We start from the raw sequence: 16927 nt of genomic DNA, 5'->3' as shown, positions 1-16927 counted from the left end.
CCCGCCGGTTCCACGGCGTCCGGGCAGCGGGTGGTGCCCGCTTGGGCCCGACGTCGGGCGGGTGCGGCACGTCGGCAGAGGCTATCGGATACGTCGAAGCACCCGTTCACCGCACATTCACCGCCCGATCGGGTGAGCGACGGCTATGTCTGCCGCGATCATCATGGTGGATACCGGCTTCCCCATCAAACGGCAGCCGCTCCTCCGCTCTGGGTAGGGTGCCGTCATGACATGGCTGATCACGGGTGGTGCCGGATATATCGGGGCGCATGTAGTAGGGGTCATGGCGGAGGCCGGGGAGCGGGTCGCCGTGCTCGACAACCTGAGCAGCGGCCTGGCCGATCGGCTGCCGCGGGACGTGCCCCTGGTGCACGGCTCGGTCCTCGACCGTGAGCTGGTGCGCCGGACCCTCGCGGAGCTGGGGGTGACGGGGGTGGTGCACCTGGCCGCGCTCAAGCAGGTCGGGGAGTCCGTCGAGCAGCCGCTGCGGTACTACCACGAGAACGTCCACGGGCTGACCGTGCTGCTGGAGGAGGCGGTCGCGGCGGGCGTCGACAGCTTCGTCTTCTCCTCCTCGGCGGCCGTCTACGGGATGCCGGATGTGGACCTGGTCACCGAGGACACCCCGTGCCTGCCGATGAACCCCTACGGCGAGACCAAGCTGGCCGGTGAGTGGCTGGTGCGGGCCACCGGCGCCGCGCACGGCATCTCCACGGCCTGTCTGCGCTACTTCAACGTGGCCGGGGCCGCCCGCCCGGAGCTGGCGGACACCGGGGTCTACAACATCGTGCCGATGATGTTCGAGCGCCTCACCCGGGGCGAGTCCCCGCGGATCTTCGGCGACGACTACCCCACCCCGGACGGCACCTGCGTCCGCGACTACATCCATGTGGAGGACCTGGCCGCGGCCCACCTCGCGGTGGCCCGCCGGCTCGCCGAGCGCCCCGACGCGGGCGATCTGACGGTGAACGTCGGCACCGGCCAGGGCGTCTCGGTGCGCGAGATGGCCGACCTGATCGCCGAGGTCACCGGCCACCGCGAGCCGGCCCCGCTGGTCGAGCCGCGCCGCGCGGGCGACCCGGCCCGGGTCGTGGGCTGCGCCGAGCGGATCGCCAAGGAGCTGGACTGGACCCCCCGGCACGAGGTGCGGGCCATGGTCGAGTCGGCCTGGGAGGGCTGGTGCCTCCGCCACCCCGAGGCCCGTCACGGATGACCCGCCACGGGTAACGGCGGAACCTCGGGGCGGAGCGGAGGCCCTGCGACTCGACGGGCGGCGGGCGGGGCCGGGTCGACCGGCGCGGGGCCGGTGGGTGACGTACCGTGGCGGAAGGGTGACGCCTCACCTGGTCGAGGGGCCGCAGGGGCCCTCGGCGCCGGTGGCTACCGGGGAGAGGGAGCCGGATGGGCGCGGGCCACGGTCACGGCGGCGGCGCGGTCACGGCCGCGACGACGCACCGCTGGCGGCTGCGCTGCGCCCTGGCGATCACGATCTCGGTGATGGTCGTGGAGATCGCCGGCGGGCTGCTCTCGGGCTCCCTGGCACTGCTGGCCGACGCCGGGCACATGGCGACGGACGCCCTGGGCCTGGCGATGGCGCTGCTGGCGATCCACGTCGCGGCGCGCCCGCCGAGCGCCCGCCGCACCTACGGCTACGCCCGCGCCGAGATCCTGGCCGCGCTCGCCAACTGTCTGCTGTTGTTCGGGGTGGGCGGCTACATCCTCTACGAGGCGGTGCGCCGGTTCATCAGCCCGACGGAGATCGACAGCGGGCTCACCATCGTCTTCGCCCTGGTCGGCCTGGCCGCGAACCTCGTGTCGCTGGCGCTGCTGCTGCCCGGCCAGGGCGAGAGCCTCAACGTCCGCGGCGCCTTCCTGGAGGTGCTGGCGGACGCCCTGGGCTCGGTGGCGGTGCTGGTCTCCGCCGGGGTCGTCCTCGCCACCGGCTGGCCGGCGGCCGACCCGGTGGCCTCCGTCGCCATCGCCCTGATGATCGTCCCGCGCACCTGGCGGCTGCTGCGGGAGACGCTGAACGTGCTGTTGGAGGGGGCGCCGCGGGACGTCGACCTGGCGGAGGTGCGGGACCACATCCTCGCCCTGGACGGCGTGGCCGGCCTGCACGACCTGCATGTGTGGACCATCACGTCGGGGATGCCGGTGCTCTCCGCGCATGTGGTGGTCAGTCGGGAGGTGCTGGACGTGGTGGGGCACGAGCGGATGCTGCACGACCTTCAGGACTGTCTCGGCGGCCACTTCGACGTCACCCACTGCACCTTCCAGCTGGAGCCGGTGGGTCACGCCGCGCACGAGTCCCGGCTCTGCCACTGACAAACGTTTGCCATGTCCGGCGTTTGACTGTGACGAAACCGCAGGAGAGGGCACAGATGAATGGGCAGAGGTACGAGAGACTCTGAAGGCTCCGGATCGACTACGAGGATGGTCAATGCCGATCACACCCGCCAACGGCCGCTCCACTGACACGCCGCACAGCACGGCTGCCGCGCCCGCGGGCGCCAGCGATCCGATCATGCTGGAACTGGTCGACGAGGACGGCGCCACGATCGGCACCGCGGAGAAGCTCGCCGCCCATCTGCCGCCCGGCCGGCTGCACCGCGCCTTCTCCGTCTTCCTCTTCGACGACCGCGGCCGGCTGCTGCTCCAGCGCCGGGCCCTGGGCAAGTACCACTCCCCCGGTGTGTGGTCCAACACCTGCTGCGGGCACCCCTACCCCGGTGAGCCGCCCTTCGTCGCCGCGGCCCGGCGCACCGCCGAGGAGCTGGGGGTGGCGCCCACGGTGCTGCGGGAGGCGGGCACGGTCCGCTACAACCACCCGGACCCGGCCTCCGGGCTGGTCGAGCAGGAGTTCAACCACCTCTTCGCCGGGCTGGTGCGGGCCGAGCCGGCACCGGATCCGGAGGAGGTCGGGGAGATCGCCTATGTGACACCCGGGGAGCTGGCGCGGTTGCGCGAGCAGGGCCCGTTCTCCGCCTGGTTCCCGACCGTGCTGGACGCCGCCCGGCCGGTGATCCGCGAGCTCACCGGGCCCGCCGCGGGTTGGTAGCGCGGACGGCCACGGAGACCGCCGGCGCCAGCGGCAGGGCGGCCCACACCGCCTTTCCGCCGCCGGCGGTGTGTTCGACGTCATAGGCGCCGCCCGACTCGGCGGTGATCGCCTGGACCAGCAGCAGCCCGCGCCCGCCGGTCTGCCCCTGGTCGGCCTCGAGCGCCTTGGGGCGGTACGGATGGTTGTCCTCCACCGCCACCCGCACCCAGTCCCGCCCGATGGACAGCTCGACCGCGATCTCCGGGGAGAGCAACGCCGCGTGCCGCACCGCGTTGGTGACCAGCTCGGAGACGATCAGCAGCAGGTTCTGCACCAGCTCCTCGGTGACCGGCACCCGCTGGTGGACCAGCAGGTCGCGCACCGCGTGCCGGGCCTGGGGCACCGAACAGTCCAGGGCCGGGGCGGTGAACCGCCACACCCCCTCGTACGCCATCGGCGTGCGCGGCGGGGGGGCCTGGCCCTGTTCAGGTGGGACGCTCCCCAGGATCTCCATGTCCGATACCCACCCATCCGCCGCCGCTCAACCACGCACGCTCAACCACTCACCTCGAGTGTTGGGAATCACACGGTCCGTACAGGGCCACTGAACCGAAGTCAGCACATATCGATGCGTTTTGATCGAGTACGCGGTAACCAGCCTTACTTCTCGCCCCTTCTGAGCGGATCATCCCCCCTCCCTGTTCGGTCGTCGCAGGCATGGTGACGCGCTGTAACCTCGGACGGGCGTGCGACCCACCCGACCCGGACCCCGAGCCCCGGATACGATCCGCCGCATGGAGCCCTGCCTGCAGCACGGATGCGCCGACGGCGTCGCCACCGTCACCATCGCCAACCCCGCCAAGCGCAACGCGATGACCGCCGCCATGTGGCGTGAGCTGCCCGGGCTGTTGGCCCGCTACGCCGCCGACCCCTCCGTTCGGGCCCTGGTCCTCACCGGCGCCGGGGACACCTTCTGCGCGGGCGCCGACATCTCCTCGCTGACCGAGGGCGGCCCGGACTCGCGGGAGCTGGCCATCGCGGCGGAGGAGGCGCTCGCCGCCTTCCCCAAGCCGACGCTGGCGGCCGTGCGCGGCTACTGCGTGGGCGGCGGCTGTCAGCTGGCGGCCGCCTGCGACCTGCGGTTCGCGGAGCAGGACGCCCGGTTCGGCATCACCCCGGCCAGGCTCGGCATCGTCTACGGCCCCGGCTCCACCCGGCGCCTGGTGGACCTGGTCGGCCCGGCGACCGCCAAGTACCTGCTGTTCTCGGCCGAACTGATCGACGCCGAGCGGGCCCTGCGCACCGGCCTGGTGGACGAGGTGCTGCCGGCGGGCGGGTTGGACAAGCGCGTCGCCGAGTTCACGGCGGTGCTCACCGCCCGCTCACAGCTCACCCAGGCCGCGGCCAAGGAGTTCGCCGCCGGCCCGGTGGACCCGGCGCGGCACGCGTACTGGACCCGGCGGATGGACGCCTCCGGCGAACGGGCCGAGGGGGTCGCCGCGTTCCTGGAGCGGCGGGAACCACGCTTCACCTGGACGCCGGCGACGGACTGAACGGACCGCGCGAGCCGGGCGCCGGCATCGCCGGACCGCCCTTCCACGCGAGGTTACCAGCGGGTAACGTGCGGGCATGACCTCACTGCCCGAGCGTGCCGGACGCCACTGCCACGGCGTCGTCAACCCGCTGCACTCCGCCGTCTACTTCGCCCCCGACTACCACCGCGAGCTGACGGAGCTGGGCCTGGCGGACCGCGGCGCGTCCTACTTCGTCGGCCGCGCCGCCGCCCTGGGCCCGGTCGGCGCCGGCGTCGTCACCGCCGCCTTCTACAACTTCCGCCACGAACTGGTGGCCCGGCACCTCCCGGCCGCCTGGCAGGTGGTGAGCCCGGAGGACGCGCTGGCCGCCCGGCTGCGCGCCGTCGACTCACTGCTGCGCCGACTGCTCGGGGAGGAGGCCCTGGACTCCAAGGAGATGGTCGAGGCGGCCGAGCTGGCGCTGCGGGCCACCGAGGGCTGCTCCCGCGCCGCCCGTCCGCTCTACGCCGCGCACGCCGACCTGCCGGTCCCCGAAGCCCCGCACCTGGCGCTGTGGCACGCCGCCACGCTGCTGCGCGAACACCGCGGCGACGGCCATCTGACGACGCTGCTCGACGCCGAGCTCGACCCGGTCGAAGCGCTCGTCAGCCACACCGCCAGCGGCCGCGGCATGACCCCCGCCTGGATCTTCCGCAGCCGCGGCTGGACGGCGGAGGACTGGGCGGCGGCCCAGGACCGGCTGCGGACACGCGGGCTGCTGGACGCCGACGGCGAACTGACCGACGCCGGCACGGAGCTGCGCAAGGAGCTGGAGAACGAGACGGACCGGCTGGACCAGGGCCCGTACGAGCACCTGGGCGCGGCCGGCGTGGCCCGCCTCACCGAGCTGGCCGGCGCCTTCACCGCCACCGCCCTGGCGGCCGGCGCGTTCCCCGAAGGGATGATCGGCAAGCGCTAGCCCGACCTCGCCGACGGCGGCGCGGCCGCTGGGTCTGGCGGTGGCACCTGCCACAATGCAGAGCGCAGCGCAGACGTGAACGAACCAGGCAGAGAGAAAGCCGAGCGTGATCGTGACGATCGTGACGACGTCCATCGAAGGCCGGATCGCCGAGGAGCTCGGCGTGCGGGAGCGGCAGGTGAAGTCCGCGGTGGAGCTGCTCGACGGCGGCGCCACCGTGCCGTTCATCGCGCGCTACCGCAAAGAGGTGACCGAGAGCCTCGACGACGCCCAGCTGCGCACCCTCGAGGAGCGGCTGCGCTATCTGCGGGAGCTGGAGGACCGGCGGACCGCGATCCTGGACTCGGTGCGCTCCCAGGGCAAGCTGGACGAGGCCCTGGAGGCGCAGATCCTGGCCGCCGACTCCAAGGCCCGGCTGGAGGACATCTACCTGCCCTTCAAGCCCAAGCGGCGGACCAAGGCGCAGATCGCGCGGGAGGCGGGCCTGGAGCCGCTCGCCGACGGGCTGCTGGGCGACCCGTCGGTGGCGCCGCTGGCGGCCGCGGCCGCCTTCGTGGACGCCGAGCGCGGCGTCGCCGACGCGGCCGCCGCGCTGGAGGGTGCGCGGGCCATCCTCACCGAGCGGTTCAGCGAGGACGCGGACCTCATCGGCGAGCTGCGTGAGCGCATGTGGGAGCGGGGCCGGCTGGTCACCCGGGTGCGCGAGGGCAAGGGCGACGGCAAGGAGGGGCCGGGCGCGAAGTTCGCCGACTACTTCGACTTCGCCGAGCCGTTCACCGAGCTGCCCTCGCACCGGGTGCTGGCCATGTTCCGCGGTGAGAAGGAGGAGATCCTCGACCTCACCCTGGAGCCCGAGGACCCGCAGCAGGCGCCGGAGTCCGGCCCCTCCTCGTACGAGCGGTCCATCGCGCACCGCTTCGGCATCGCCGACCGGGGTCGGCCCGCCGACTCCTGGCTGGCCGACACCGTCCGCTGGGCGTGGCGCACCCGCGTCCTGGTGCACCTCGGCATCGACCTGCGGCTGCGGCTGCGGCAGGCCGCCGAGGACGAGGCGGTGCGGGTCTTCGCCGCCAACCTGCGTGACCTGCTGCTCGCCGCTCCGGCCGGCACCCGCGCCACCATGGGCCTGGACCCCGGCTTCCGTACGGGCGTGAAGGTGGCCGTCGTCGACGCCACCGGCAAGGTCGCGGCCACCGAGACCATCTACCCGCACGTCCCGCAGCAGAAGTGGGACGAGGCCCTGGCCAAGCTGGCCCGGCTGGCCCGCGAGCACTCCGTGGAACTGATCGCCATCGGCAACGGCACCGCGTCCCGTGAGACCGACAGGCTCGCCGCCGAGCTGTGCGCCCGCCACCCCGAGCTCGGGCTGACCAAGGTCATGGTCTCCGAGGCGGGCGCCTCGGTGTACTCCGCCTCCGCCTTCGCCTCACAGGAGCTGCCCGACCTCGACGTCTCGCTGCGCGGCGCCGTGTCCATCGCGCGCCGACTCCAGGACCCGCTGGCCGAGCTCGTCAAGATCGACCCCAAGTCGATCGGCGTGGGCCAGTACCAGCACGACCTGTCCGAGGTGAAGCTGTCACGCTCGCTGGACGCGGTGGTCGAGGACTGCGTCAACGGCGTCGGTGTCGACGTCAACACCGCCTCCGCGCCGCTGCTCTCCCGGGTCTCCGGCATCGGCGCCGGCCTCGCGGAGAACATCGTCGCCCACCGCGACGCCAACGGCCCCTTCCGCAGCCGCAAGGCCCTCAAGGACGTGCCCCGGCTCGGCCCCAAGGCGTACGAGCAGTGCGCGGGCTTCCTGCGCATCCGTGACGGCGAGGACCCGCTGGACGCCTCCAGCGTGCACCCCGAGGCGTACCCGGTGGTGCGCACCATGGTGAAGGCCGCCGGCACCGACGTGGCCTCGCTGATCGGCAACGCGGCCGCGCTGCGCGGGCTGCGGCCGCAGGACTTCGTCGACGACTCCTTCGGTCTGCCCACCGTCACCGACATCCTGCGCGAGCTGGAGAAGCCGGGCCGCGACCCCCGCCCCGCCTTCAAGACGGCCACCTTCAAGGAGGGCGTCGAGAAGCTCGGCGACCTCGCCCCCGGGATGATCCTGGAGGGCGTGGTCACCAACGTCGCCGCCTTCGGCGCCTTCGTGGACATCGGCGTCCACCAGGACGGCCTGGTGCACGTCTCGGCCATGTCGAAGACGTTCGTGAAGGACCCCCGCGACGTGGTGAAGCCGGGGGACATCGTGCGGGTGAAGGTGCTGGACGTCGACATCCCGCGCAAGCGGATCTCGCTGACGCTCCGTCTGGACGACGAGGCCGGGGGCTCCGGCGCGGGTGGCGGCGGGCGTGGGGGCCGCCCGGAGCGCGGCGACCGCGGCGACCGCGGCGACCGTTCTCGCGGTGAGCGGGGCGACCGCGGTGAGCGGGGCGGGGCCCGGCGCGGGGCGCCGCAGCAGCGCCGCGGCAACCGCGATGCCGCCGCCGCTCCGGCCAACGGCGCCATGGCCGACGCCCTGCGCCGCGCGGGCCTGCTCTGACGGGACGCCCGTCCCCTCTAAGGCCCACCGACGGCCGGTTCGGCACCGCCGGACCGGCCGTCGGGCTCCGCACCGTCGCGACGGGATGAGCGCCGCGGCCCCGCCCCGATGCGTGCCGTCGCACGGCGGGACGGGTGGGCGGGAACCGCCCCCGCCCACCCCGGCCCACGTTCGAGAGAACAGCGGGCGCCGGCGGGCGGTCAGTGCTCGGTGACCCGGCCCGCGGCGAGTTGGAGGCGGCGGGTGGTGTGTACGGCTTCGAGCATGCGGCGGTCGTGGGTGACGAGCAGGAGGGTGCCGGGGTAGCCGGCCAGGGCGGATTCGAGCTGCTCGATGGCGGGCAGGTCGAGGTGGTTGGTGGGCTCGTCCAGGACCAGCAGGTTGACGCCCCGGGCCTGGAGGAGGGCGAGGGCGGCGCGGGTCCGTTCGCCGGGCGAGAGGGTGGCCGCGGGGCGCAGCACGTGGTCGCTCTTGAGGCCGAACTTGGCCAGCAGGGTGCGCACCGCCGCCGGCTCCAGGTCCCCGGCGGCCGCCCCGAACGCGTCGAGCAGGGCGTCCTCGCCGAGGAACAGCGCCCGCGCCTGGTCCACCTCGCCGACCACCACCCCCGGGCCGAGCGCCGCCGCGCCCGCGTCCAGTGACAGTCGGCCCAGCAGCGCGGCCAGCAGGGTCGACTTGCCCGAGCCGTTGGCGCCGGTGATCGCCACCCGGTCCGCCCAGTCGATCTGGAGGTCCACCGGCCCGAGGCGGAAGTCGCCGCGGCGCACCTCGGCGCCGCGCAGCGTCGCCACCACGGCCCCGGCCCGCGGCGCGGCGGCGATCTCCATCCGCAGCTCCCACTCCTTGCGCGGCTCCTCGACCACCTCCAGCCGTTCGATGAGCCGGTCGGTCTGGCGCGCCTTCGCGGCCTGCTTCTCGGTGGCCTCCACCCGGCCCTTGCGGGCGATCTTGTCGTTGTCGGTGGCCTTGCGGCGGGCGTTCTTGACGCCCTTCTCCATCCAGGCGCGCTGGGTACGGGCCCGCAGCTCCAGCCCGGCGCGGGTATCCGCGTACTCCTCGTACCGCTCCCGGGCGTGCCGCCGCGCCGTCTCCCGCTCCTCCAGGTACGCCGTGTAGCCGCCGCCGAAGAGCGTCACCTGCTGCTGGGCCAGGTCCAGCTCCAGCACCTTGTGCACGGTGCGGGCCAGGAACTCGCGGTCATGGCTGACCAGCACGGTCCCGGCGCGCAGTCCGGACACGAACTCCTCCAGCCGGCGCAGCCCGTCCAGGTCCAGGTCGTTGGTCGGCTCGTCGAGCAGGAAGACGTCGTAGCGGCTGAGCAGCAGCGAGGCGAGCGAGGCGCGGGCCGCCTGGCCGCCGGAGAGCGCGGTCATCGGCCGGTCCAGACCGATGTCCAACCCGAGCGAGGCGACGACCTCCTCCGCGCGCTCGTCCAGGTCGGCCGCGCCGAGCTGCAGCCAGCGCTCCAGCGCCACCGCGTAGGCGTCGTCGGCGCCGGGCGCCCCGTCGACCAGCTGCTGGGTGGTGGCGTCCAGCGCGGTCTGGGCGGCCGCGACCCCGGTCCGCCGGGCCAGGAACTCCCGCACGGTCTCGCCGGGCCGACGCTCCGGCTCCTGCGGCAGATGCCCCACCGTCGCGTGCGGCGGGCTCAGGCTCACCCTGCCCGTCTCCGGGGTGGTCAGGCCGGCCAGCAGGCGGAGCAGGGTGGACTTGCCGGCGCCGTTGACGCCGACCAGGCCGATCACCTCCCCCGGGGCGACGACCAGATCCAGGCCGGAGAAGAGGGTGCGGTCGCCGTGCGCGGCGGCCAGGTCCTTGGCGACGAGTGTTGCGGTCATCAGACCGCCGATCCTATCGGTGACTCGCCGTCGCGGGCCCGCGGTTTTCCGGCGGCCGGACACCCGGCTCCTCCGTCGGCCGGACGGCGGTGCTCCCACCGCCGCCTCATCGGCGGGCCGGGGCCACCAGGACGCTGCCCGTGGCCCGCGCCACCACGTGCAGCTCGCCACGGCCGGCCGTCGGCAGCGGCACCCGGTGGGTGCCCGGCTCCAGGACCTGGTCCGCCAGCTCGTGGACCCGGGTCCGGTGCAGCCGGTCGAGCCGGTACCCGACGAGTTCCACCCGGCTCTCCATGGCCACGTCGACCACGACCTCCGCGGCCGGCCCCCCTCCGTGCCCGCTTCCTCGCTCCGCGGTCCGCAGCCCGCGCAGCCGGCGCTGTTCCTCGGGGGTGCGGTCCAGGGCCTGTTCGATCCGGGCCACCAGCAGCGGGATGATCGGCGGGAGCCCGTCGACGAAGACGGCGTCGGCGCCGGCCGCCGCGAACGCCTCCCGCACGGCGGCGCGTTCCCCCTCGTCGATCGCCCGTCCGAAGGCCACCGCGCCGTACGTCCGCAGCTCGTCCGCGTCGGCGCCGGCGGCGTCCCGGCTGATCTCGGCGCCGATGCCGATGGCGCGCAGCGCCGCGGCCAGCTTGGCGAGCACGGCGACGCGCTGGCCGACCAGCAGCACCCGTCGCGGCGGGGCGGCGGGGGCACCGGCTTCCCCGTCCGCGGCCAGCAGCCGCCCCAGCTGCGCCCGGTACTCCTCGCCGCGGAACCGGTACGGGCCGATCCCGTGGTAGCCGTCGCGCTCCGGGTCGGGGGTCTCCGCGGTCTGCCAGAGGAAGTCGCGCCAGACGATGTCGGGCCCGTCCCGCTCGATGACCGCGGTGACCGCCCCGCAGGCGAGCCCCTCGCACTCGGGGCAGCCGTAGATCACGTACCGGCCGCCGGCCAGCGGCGCGCCGGACTCCAGCAGCAGCAGCCGGACGTGCGCGGTGAAGATGGACGGGCCGAGGTCGGCGGCGAGCGGGGAGACCGCGTCCAGGTCGGCGAGGCGCAGCAACAGCGGCGTGCCGTCCACGACGAAGTCCCAGAAGTCGCGGTGTGCTTGGAGGGAACCGTTGGACAGCACTCCCCCGGCCCGCGTCGCCGGGGCCAGCCCGAACGTCGCGTACCCGGCCCCGGTCCCGTACTCGTCGGCGCTCATGCCCGCAGTATTCCCGCCCCGGGAGGCGTGCGTGCCCGCTTCGGGGGCGGGCTGGGGGGCTGTTCCGGGCGGGGCGGCGCGCTCGTGCGCGTCGCGCGCCGCGCGCCGCGCGGAGACAATGAAGGTGCCGGCCGACCGGGCCGCGTCATGGACGGGTGACCAGAGCCATGGAAACCGACTCCTCCCCCGACGACCCGTACCGCACCGCGGCGGAGTTCTACGACCTGTTCCACGGCGAGACCTACCGCCGTCGCGCGGTCGGCCATCTGGCGGCGTCGGCGGCCGGATCCGCGCTGGGCATCCTGGAGGTCGGGGCGGGCACGGGGATCGTCACCGAGGTGCTGGCGAGGTCGTCGACGGTGCCGGTGCACGCGGTGGAGCCGTCGCGGGCGATGCGCACGGTGCTGATGGCGCGGCTGTCCGCCCTGGAGTGGCTGCGCGGCAAGGTGCGGGTGTACCCGGTCGCGGTGCAGCGGGCCCGGCTGGACGCCCCGGTGGACCTGGCGACCTGCGTGAACGTGGTGGCGACGGTGGCGCCCGAGGAGCGCCCGGGGCTGTGGTCGGCGCTCGCCGCCCGGCTGGTCCCCGGCGGGATGCTGATCGTGGACGCGCCGGGGCGGCTGGCGCCCCTCCCCGGTCACCGGGACTGGCGGCTGCCCGCCGTGCGGGTGGGCGACGACGACTACACGGCGGCGGTGCGGGTGCGACCGGCCGGGGCGGACGGGCGACTGCGCTGGACGTACCAGTACGCCGTCCGGCATGGAGAGCGGACCGTACGGGAGGAGAGCGCGTCGTTCTACGCCTGGCCCCTCGACCCGTCGCGCACGGCGGCGGAGCTGGCCCGGGCCGGCTTCGCGCGGGCCCCGGGCACCGCACCGGTGGCGGCGTACGCCGGCGGTCTGGCCCCCTTCGAGCATCTGGCGTACTACCTGCGCCGCAGGGACTAGGCCGGCCCCGAAGGCGGCTTCGCGGCCCGGATCCGGGGGCAGGGCCCGTAGCCTGCGCTCATGAGGACACCGGGCGACTCGGACGACGTGATCGTGGTGGGGGGCGGGGTCATCGGGCTGACCACCGCGGTGGTGCTGGCGGAGGCGGCGAACGGCCGGCGGGTGACGGTGTGGAGCCGCGACCCGGCCGCGGAGACCACCTCCGCGGTGGCGGGCGGGCTGTGGTGGCCGTACCGCGTCGAGCCGGTGGACGAGGCCGGCGGCTGGGCGCTGCGGGCGTTGCGCGCGCTGAGCCGGCTCGCCGAGCGGCCGCGGGAGACCGGGGTGCGGATGGCCGAGGGGGTGCGGGCCGGCGTCGCGCTGGAAGAGCTGGGTTCCTGGTCCGCCGAGGTGCCGGGGCTGCGTCCGGCCAGGGCGGGGGAGCTGCCGCCCGGCGTCGCCCATGGGCTGCGGGCGCGGGTCCCGCTGGTCGACATGGGCGTCCATCTGCGCTATCTGCGGCGGCGTCTGGAGGCGGCGGGCGGCTCGGTCGTCGTCCGCGCGGTCGACTCGCTGGAGACGGCCGCCGAGCACGCCCCGCTGGTCGTCAACTGCACCGGCCTGGGCGCCCGCGAGCTCGTCCCCGACCCCGAGGTGTACCCGGTGCAGGGGCAGTTGGTGATCGTGGAGAACCCGGGTGTCGAGGAGTGGTTCGTGGCCGCCGACGGTGCCGCGGCGGAGACGGTCTACGCGCTGCCACAGCCCTACGGCCTGGTGCTGGGCGGCACCGCGCGGGAGGGCGTGTGGGAGACCGCCCCCGACCCCGCCGTCGCCGAGGCGATCGTGGCGCGGTGCGCGCGGATCCATCCCGCGCTGGCGACGGCACGGGTCGTCGGCCACCGCGTGGGGCTCCGGCCCTGCCGGTCGCGCGTACGCCTGGAGGCCGAGGAGCTCCCCGGCGGGCGTCGCTGCGTGCACAACTACGGCCACGGCGGGGCGGGACTGACCGTCGCCTGGGGCTGCGCGCGGGAGGCGGCCCGGCTCGCCCGCGACGCCACGCGGCGCGGCGACGGGGGCTGAGGCCGAGCGGGGCGGAGGAGGCGAGCCGGGGCAAGCCGGGGGGCGCGCCCGGGGCGCCGGGGGTGCGAGCCGGCAGCGGCTGGACCGCGGGCCCTGGGGAGGCCGGCTGGCCGGAGACGGCTGTCCGGAGGCCGGCTGGCCGGAAGACGGCTACCCGGAGGACGGTCCTCCGCCGCCGGCCGACCCCGGCCCGGGTGCCGTGCGGGCCGCCGGCCGGCCCGGCCCGGAAGCCACGAAGGCCGCCAGCCGGTTCGGCCCGGATGCCGCGCGGGCCGCCAGCCGGCCCGCGCCCAGGATGCCGCGCGGGCCGCCGGCCGGGCCCCGTGCCGTGGGGAAGAGCGGGCCCCGGCCTGCGGGCCCCGGCGACGGCCCGGCGACGGGCCCCGGCCGGTGGAACCTCGGACGGCCGGTCAGCAGCGGTCCGTCGGCTGCCCCGCGGTCAGGTGGTAGGTGGCGCGTTCGTCCAGCAGCAGCGGCACCAGGGCGCGCAGCGACTGTCGCAGCGGGACCAGGTGGCGGTCGCCGTCCGCGCGGCGCACCGTCACGCCGTGCAGGGCGAGTTCGTCGCGCACGTCCGCGTACTGGGCGGCGTCGAGCAGATAGCCGCAGGGCGGGTGGGCGATGATCTCGGCGTCGGAGGCCGGGTCGTTGTCGGCGCCGCCGAGGTAGACCGGGCCGCGGTCGTGGTAACCGGCCGCGCGGGCGGCGTCGGTGGCGGCCTCGACGCGGGCACGCCGTTCCCCGCTGAAGGCGAACAGTCCCTCCAAAGCCGTCAGTTGGGAGCCGACGCGACGGCGGTTGTTGACGGCGGGGTCGGTCTTCTCGGCGTCGGTCAGCGCGTCGACGCGGGTCTCCACGAGCAGCCCGACGGAGTGCTTGACGCCCGCGGTGTTGCGCAGGATGCGCTCCTGGCCGTCGCCGGCGACCTGCTTGACGGGCTCGCCGGTGATCGGGTCGGTCCAGATGCCGTAGACGCCGGTGGAGTGGCCGGCCTCCTGGACATGGGGCCGGACATAGGACTCGGAGAGGGTGCGGGCCTCGCGGTGCACGGCGGTGGCGGTGTTGAGGTTGCGCGGCCACAGCGCCAGCAGATCCTTGACGTAGTACGGGGCGGTGGCGCCGTACTCGTGCAGGTCGTAGACGGTGTCCGGACGCCAGTCGCGCAGGGTGCGGGCGATGGCGCGGGCCTCGGGGGTCTTCAGCGCGAGGTGGTCGCGGTTGATGTCGACGCCGTCGGCGTTCTCCCTGGTGTCGGCGGCCCGGCCGTCGGGGTTGGCGGTCGGCACGACCAGGACCGTCGTGTGCCGCAGGAAGCGCCTGGTCCGCGAGTCGTCGGCGAAGGCCAGGTCGCGGACGGTGGACAGGCAGCCCTCCCGACCTGAGGGCTCGTCTCCGTGCTGGGAGCAGATGAGCAGGACGGAGTTGCCGCGGGCGGTGCGGGCGGGGTCGGTGGGCGCGCCGGGGGCGCCGATCCGCACCAGCTGGACCGGGCGCCCCTGCCGGGTGGTGCCTATGGTGTCGACGGCGACCCGCGGGCTCGCCGCGTCCACCTCCGCCAGGAACCGTCTCTCCTCCGCCTCGGTGGTCCAGCGGGCGCCGTCGCTGATCTCGAAGCCGGTGCGGGGTGCGGGCGGGGCGGACCGGGCGTGCGCGGGCGCGACGAGGGCCGGGACGAGCAGGGCGGCACCGGCGGCGGCGCACAGGGCGGTCCGGAGCCGGGATGCGCTGGGGGTCACGGAGAACTGCCTCCTTGGATGAGGGGTGGTCGGAGAGGGTGTGGTGCGGCGTGGGGTGCCGACCTGCCCCGCGGGCGGCCTCCCGGGGGAGGCCGTCCGCTGTCGATGGGTGGGGTCAGCCCGTCGGTAGGGCCGGGTGCGGGCGCGGGGCGCTGACGCCGGGTGCCCCGGTCGAGGTTGACGGCCCGTCCACGGTGGTCGGTCCGGCGAGGGACCGGTCGAGCGCCGCCCGGCCCCCGGTCAGGGGCAGGCGGGCCGATGTGCGGGCCAGGTCGAGGGTGAGCCGGGGCCGGACGGCCGGCGGTTCGACGAAGCCGGTGTCGGTGCCGGCGATGATCAGGGCGAGCCGGTGACCGGCGGGGACGACATGGTCGGTGGCGGCCAGGTCGACGGTGATGGTGTAGGGGCGGCCGGGGGTCAGCGGGCGGCCCTTGCCGTCGCCGGCGTAGTCGCCCAGGTCGGCCCAGCCGCGGCTGAAGACGGTGTGGCCGACGTCGACGGTGTCCGCGCGGGTCTCCTTGAAGCAGCCGGTGTCGGCCGGCGTGGCGGCGCCCCAACAGGTGCGGTCGGCGAGGGTGGTGATGCCTTCGCCGGGCGCGGTGTAGTGACGGATGGTGTCCGGCCCCAGGTCGACGAGGACGGCGGAGAGGTGGGCGGTGGCCGCCGAGGGGGTGGCGGTGATCCGCACCGTGCCGGCCCCGGACAGCCGCAGGTCGCGGGCGAGCGGTCGGGTGATGAACCCGGCCTTGCCGGGAGTGGAGCGGTCGATGTGCTCGGCCCAGTCGGCCTCGCTCAGACCGGGCTCGTCGGTGACGGTCTCGGTGGCGCCGGGTCGGGCGGGTCGGGTGGACAGCACGCCGACGCCGGGCGCGGCGCCGAGGCGGGGGCGCAGCGTGGTGGCGCGGGTGCCGGGGGCGGGCCAGCGGCGGTCGGTGGTCCAGCGGTCGGGGGCGCGCTCCACGTCGGCCATCGGCTCGCGCTCTATGCCGTTGTCGAGGCCGAGGAGGTAGTGGTCGAACCAGCGGTGCAGGGTGCGCACCCAGGCGCCGCGGCGGAAGTCGAACGGGTCGACGTGTCCGGTCTGGGAGAGCCAGATCCTGCGTTCGACGCCGGCGTCGGCGAGCGCGTCCCACCAGGGGCCGAGGTGCTTGGTCTGCACGTTGAGGTCCTGCATGCCGTGGACGGCGAAGACGCTGGCGCGCACCTTGTGGGCGTCGCGGACGTAGTCGCGCTCGGTCCACAGCGGGGTCCGGTCGCCGCTGCGCGGGGCGCCGTCGACGAGTTCGCGCTGGACCGCGGCGCAGCGGGCACGCGCCTCGGGGCTCTCGACCCGGTGGGCCAGGCCGTCGGGGCCGCTGTCGAAGAGCGGGGCGCCCTGGGTGAAGTAGTAGTCGTACCAGGAGCTGATGGCGCCGATGGGCACGATGGTCTTCAGGCCCTTGACGCCGGTGGCGGCGACGCCGTTGGCTATGGTGCCGTCGTAGCTCTTGCCGATCATTCCGGTGGCGCCGTTGGACCAGTCCGCGGTCGCGGGCTGCTCGCCGGTGCGGGTGGTGTAGCCGCGGGCCCGGCCGTTGAGCCAGTCGACCACGGCCTTGGCGGACTGGATGTCGGAGCGGCCGCCGACGTCGACACAGCCGTCGGAGCGGTTGGTTCCGGCGAGGTCGACCAGGACGGTCGCATAGCCGCGGGGCACGAAGTAGTTGTCGTAGAAGAGCGGGAACAGCTCCGGCCGCCCCTGCGCGTCGTACGTCTTCTTCTGGCTCTCGTTGCCGCGCCCGCAGCAGGAGTAGTAGGGGCTGGCATCCATGATCACGGGTATCCGGCGGCCCTCTAGGGCGGGTTCACGCGGCCGGACGATGTCGACGGCGACCCGGTCGGCCCGCCCGTCCGCGTCGCCGTCGAGACCGGTGTCCACCCACACCGACTCGCGGACGGCGTTTGCGTACGAATACACGGGCCGGCTCTCCGGCGGTGGGGTGGCACCGGTGGCCGCCTGGGCTCCGGTGACCGTCACCACCTGGGTCATCAGGGCGGCGAGCGCCGCCGTCGTGAGGATTGACAGCGTTCTTCGGGGGGTGCGGGGCCT

At 74.8% G+C, this 16927-nt stretch carries 13 protein-coding genes; 8 read left to right on the top strand and 5 right to left on the bottom strand.

Annotation, left to right across the window (positions count from 1 at the left end; genetic code table 11):
* Window positions 1–226 precede the first annotated feature (226 nt).
* The 3 genes from galE (at window position 227) to idi (ending at window position 3058) form a co-directional block, all read left to right on the top strand.
* Window positions 227–1213, top strand: a complete 987-nt coding sequence (gene galE, locus CD790_RS07925) for a UDP-glucose 4-epimerase GalE (protein ID WP_144382318.1) — start codon at window positions 227–229, stop codon at window positions 1211–1213.
* Window positions 1214–1401: 188 nt separating this feature from the next.
* Window positions 1402–2325, top strand: coding sequence for a cation diffusion facilitator family transporter (locus tag CD790_RS07920; RefSeq protein ID WP_144382317.1), 924 nt, complete (start codon window positions 1402–1404; stop codon window positions 2323–2325).
* Window positions 2326–2440: 115 nt separating this feature from the next.
* Entirely contained in the window at window positions 2441–3058 is a 618-nt protein-coding gene (gene idi, locus CD790_RS07915) for an isopentenyl-diphosphate Delta-isomerase (protein WP_144382316.1), read from the top strand.
* On the opposite strand, the gene CD790_RS07910 is transcribed toward idi, so the two are convergent.
* Window positions 3033–3554, bottom strand: coding sequence for an ATP-binding protein (locus CD790_RS07910; RefSeq protein ID WP_144382315.1), 522 nt, complete (start codon window positions 3552–3554; stop codon window positions 3033–3035). The genes idi and CD790_RS07910 overlap by 26 nt on opposite strands.
* Before the next feature lie 280 nt (window positions 3555–3834).
* On the opposite strand from CD790_RS07910, the gene CD790_RS07905 reads away from it, so the two are divergent.
* The 3 genes from CD790_RS07905 to CD790_RS07895 all read left to right on the top strand — a co-directional run bounded on the left by CD790_RS07905 (window position 3835) and on the right by CD790_RS07895 (window position 8066).
* Entirely contained in the window at window positions 3835–4593 is a 759-nt protein-coding gene (locus CD790_RS07905; protein WP_144382314.1) for an enoyl-CoA hydratase/isomerase family protein, read from the top strand.
* 76 nt (window positions 4594–4669) lie between these two features.
* Window positions 4670–5533: an SCO6745 family protein gene (locus CD790_RS07900; RefSeq protein WP_144382313.1), complete on the top strand. Its 864-nt coding sequence runs from the start codon at window positions 4670–4672 to the stop codon at window positions 5531–5533.
* A 121-nt stretch (window positions 5534–5654) separates the two neighbouring features.
* Window positions 5655–8066, top strand: coding sequence for a Tex family protein (locus CD790_RS07895; RefSeq protein WP_144382312.1), 2412 nt, complete (start codon window positions 5655–5657; stop codon window positions 8064–8066).
* Window positions 8067–8266: 200 nt separating this feature from the next.
* Here the strand turns inward: CD790_RS07895 and CD790_RS07890 are convergent, their stop codons facing one another.
* Together CD790_RS07890 and CD790_RS07885 are read right to left on the bottom strand one after the other, a co-directional pair.
* Complete coding sequence (locus CD790_RS07890; protein WP_144382311.1) at window positions 8267–9904, bottom strand: ABC-F family ATP-binding cassette domain-containing protein; 1638 nt, start codon at window positions 9902–9904, stop codon at window positions 8267–8269.
* Window positions 9905–10010: 106 nt separating this feature from the next.
* Complete coding sequence (locus tag CD790_RS07885) at window positions 10011–11096, bottom strand: oxidoreductase (protein ID WP_144382310.1); 1086 nt, start codon at window positions 11094–11096, stop codon at window positions 10011–10013.
* 167 nt (window positions 11097–11263) lie between these two features.
* Here CD790_RS07885 and CD790_RS07880 point away from each other — a divergent pair, with 167 nt between their 5' ends.
* A complete protein-coding gene (locus tag CD790_RS07880; RefSeq protein ID WP_144382309.1) occupies window positions 11264–12043 on the top strand; it encodes a class I SAM-dependent methyltransferase in 780 nt (259 codons plus the stop codon).
* 60 nt (window positions 12044–12103) lie between these two features.
* Window positions 12104–13102: an FAD-dependent oxidoreductase gene (locus CD790_RS07875; RefSeq protein WP_144382308.1), complete on the top strand. Its 999-nt coding sequence runs from the start codon at window positions 12104–12106 to the stop codon at window positions 13100–13102.
* A gap of 410 nt (window positions 13103–13512) precedes the next feature.
* Here the strand turns inward: CD790_RS07875 and CD790_RS07870 are convergent, their stop codons facing one another.
* Together CD790_RS07870 and CD790_RS07865 are read right to left on the bottom strand one after the other, a co-directional pair.
* A complete protein-coding gene (locus tag CD790_RS07870) occupies window positions 13513–14838 on the bottom strand; it encodes a M14 family metallocarboxypeptidase (RefSeq protein ID WP_144382307.1) in 1326 nt (441 codons plus the stop codon).
* Window positions 14839–14953: 115 nt separating this feature from the next.
* A complete protein-coding gene (locus CD790_RS07865) occupies window positions 14954–16867 on the bottom strand; it encodes a Xaa-Pro dipeptidyl-peptidase (RefSeq protein WP_260867470.1) in 1914 nt (637 codons plus the stop codon).
* Between the last annotated feature and the right edge of the window lie 60 nt (window positions 16868–16927).

This window comes from Streptomyces sp. SAJ15, from assembly GCF_007595705.1.
In the GTDB taxonomy this organism is placed as follows: Bacteria; Actinomycetota; Actinomycetes; order Streptomycetales; family Streptomycetaceae; genus Streptomyces.
This window is presented reverse-complemented; position numbering and strand designations above follow the sequence as displayed.

What these genes read in the sequence shown, in the direction of transcription:
- galE (WP_144382318.1), top strand. Translation starts at nt 227, where the DNA reads ATGACATGGCTGATCACGGGTGGTGCCGGATATATCGGGGCGCATGTA.
- CD790_RS07920 (WP_144382317.1), top strand. Translation starts at nt 1,402, where the DNA reads ATGGGCGCGGGCCACGGTCACGGCGGCGGCGCGGTCACGGCCGCGACG.
- idi (WP_144382316.1), top strand. Translation starts at nt 2,441, where the DNA reads ATGCCGATCACACCCGCCAACGGCCGCTCCACTGACACGCCGCACAGC.
- CD790_RS07910 (WP_144382315.1), bottom strand. Translation starts at nt 3,554, where the DNA reads ATGGAGATCCTGGGGAGCGTCCCACCTGAACAGGGCCAGGCCCCCCCG.
- CD790_RS07905 (WP_144382314.1), top strand. Translation starts at nt 3,835, where the DNA reads ATGGAGCCCTGCCTGCAGCACGGATGCGCCGACGGCGTCGCCACCGTC.
- CD790_RS07900 (WP_144382313.1), top strand. Translation starts at nt 4,670, where the DNA reads ATGACCTCACTGCCCGAGCGTGCCGGACGCCACTGCCACGGCGTCGTC.
- CD790_RS07890 (WP_144382311.1), bottom strand. Translation starts at nt 9,904, where the DNA reads ATGACCGCAACACTCGTCGCCAAGGACCTGGCCGCCGCGCACGGCGAC.
- CD790_RS07885 (WP_144382310.1), bottom strand. Translation starts at nt 11,096, where the DNA reads ATGAGCGCCGACGAGTACGGGACCGGGGCCGGGTACGCGACGTTCGGG.
- CD790_RS07880 (WP_144382309.1), top strand. Translation starts at nt 11,264, where the DNA reads ATGGAAACCGACTCCTCCCCCGACGACCCGTACCGCACCGCGGCGGAG.
- CD790_RS07875 (WP_144382308.1), top strand. Translation starts at nt 12,104, where the DNA reads ATGAGGACACCGGGCGACTCGGACGACGTGATCGTGGTGGGGGGCGGG.
- CD790_RS07865 (WP_260867470.1), bottom strand. Translation starts at nt 16,867, where the DNA reads ATGACCCAGGTGGTGACGGTCACCGGAGCCCAGGCGGCCACCGGTGCC.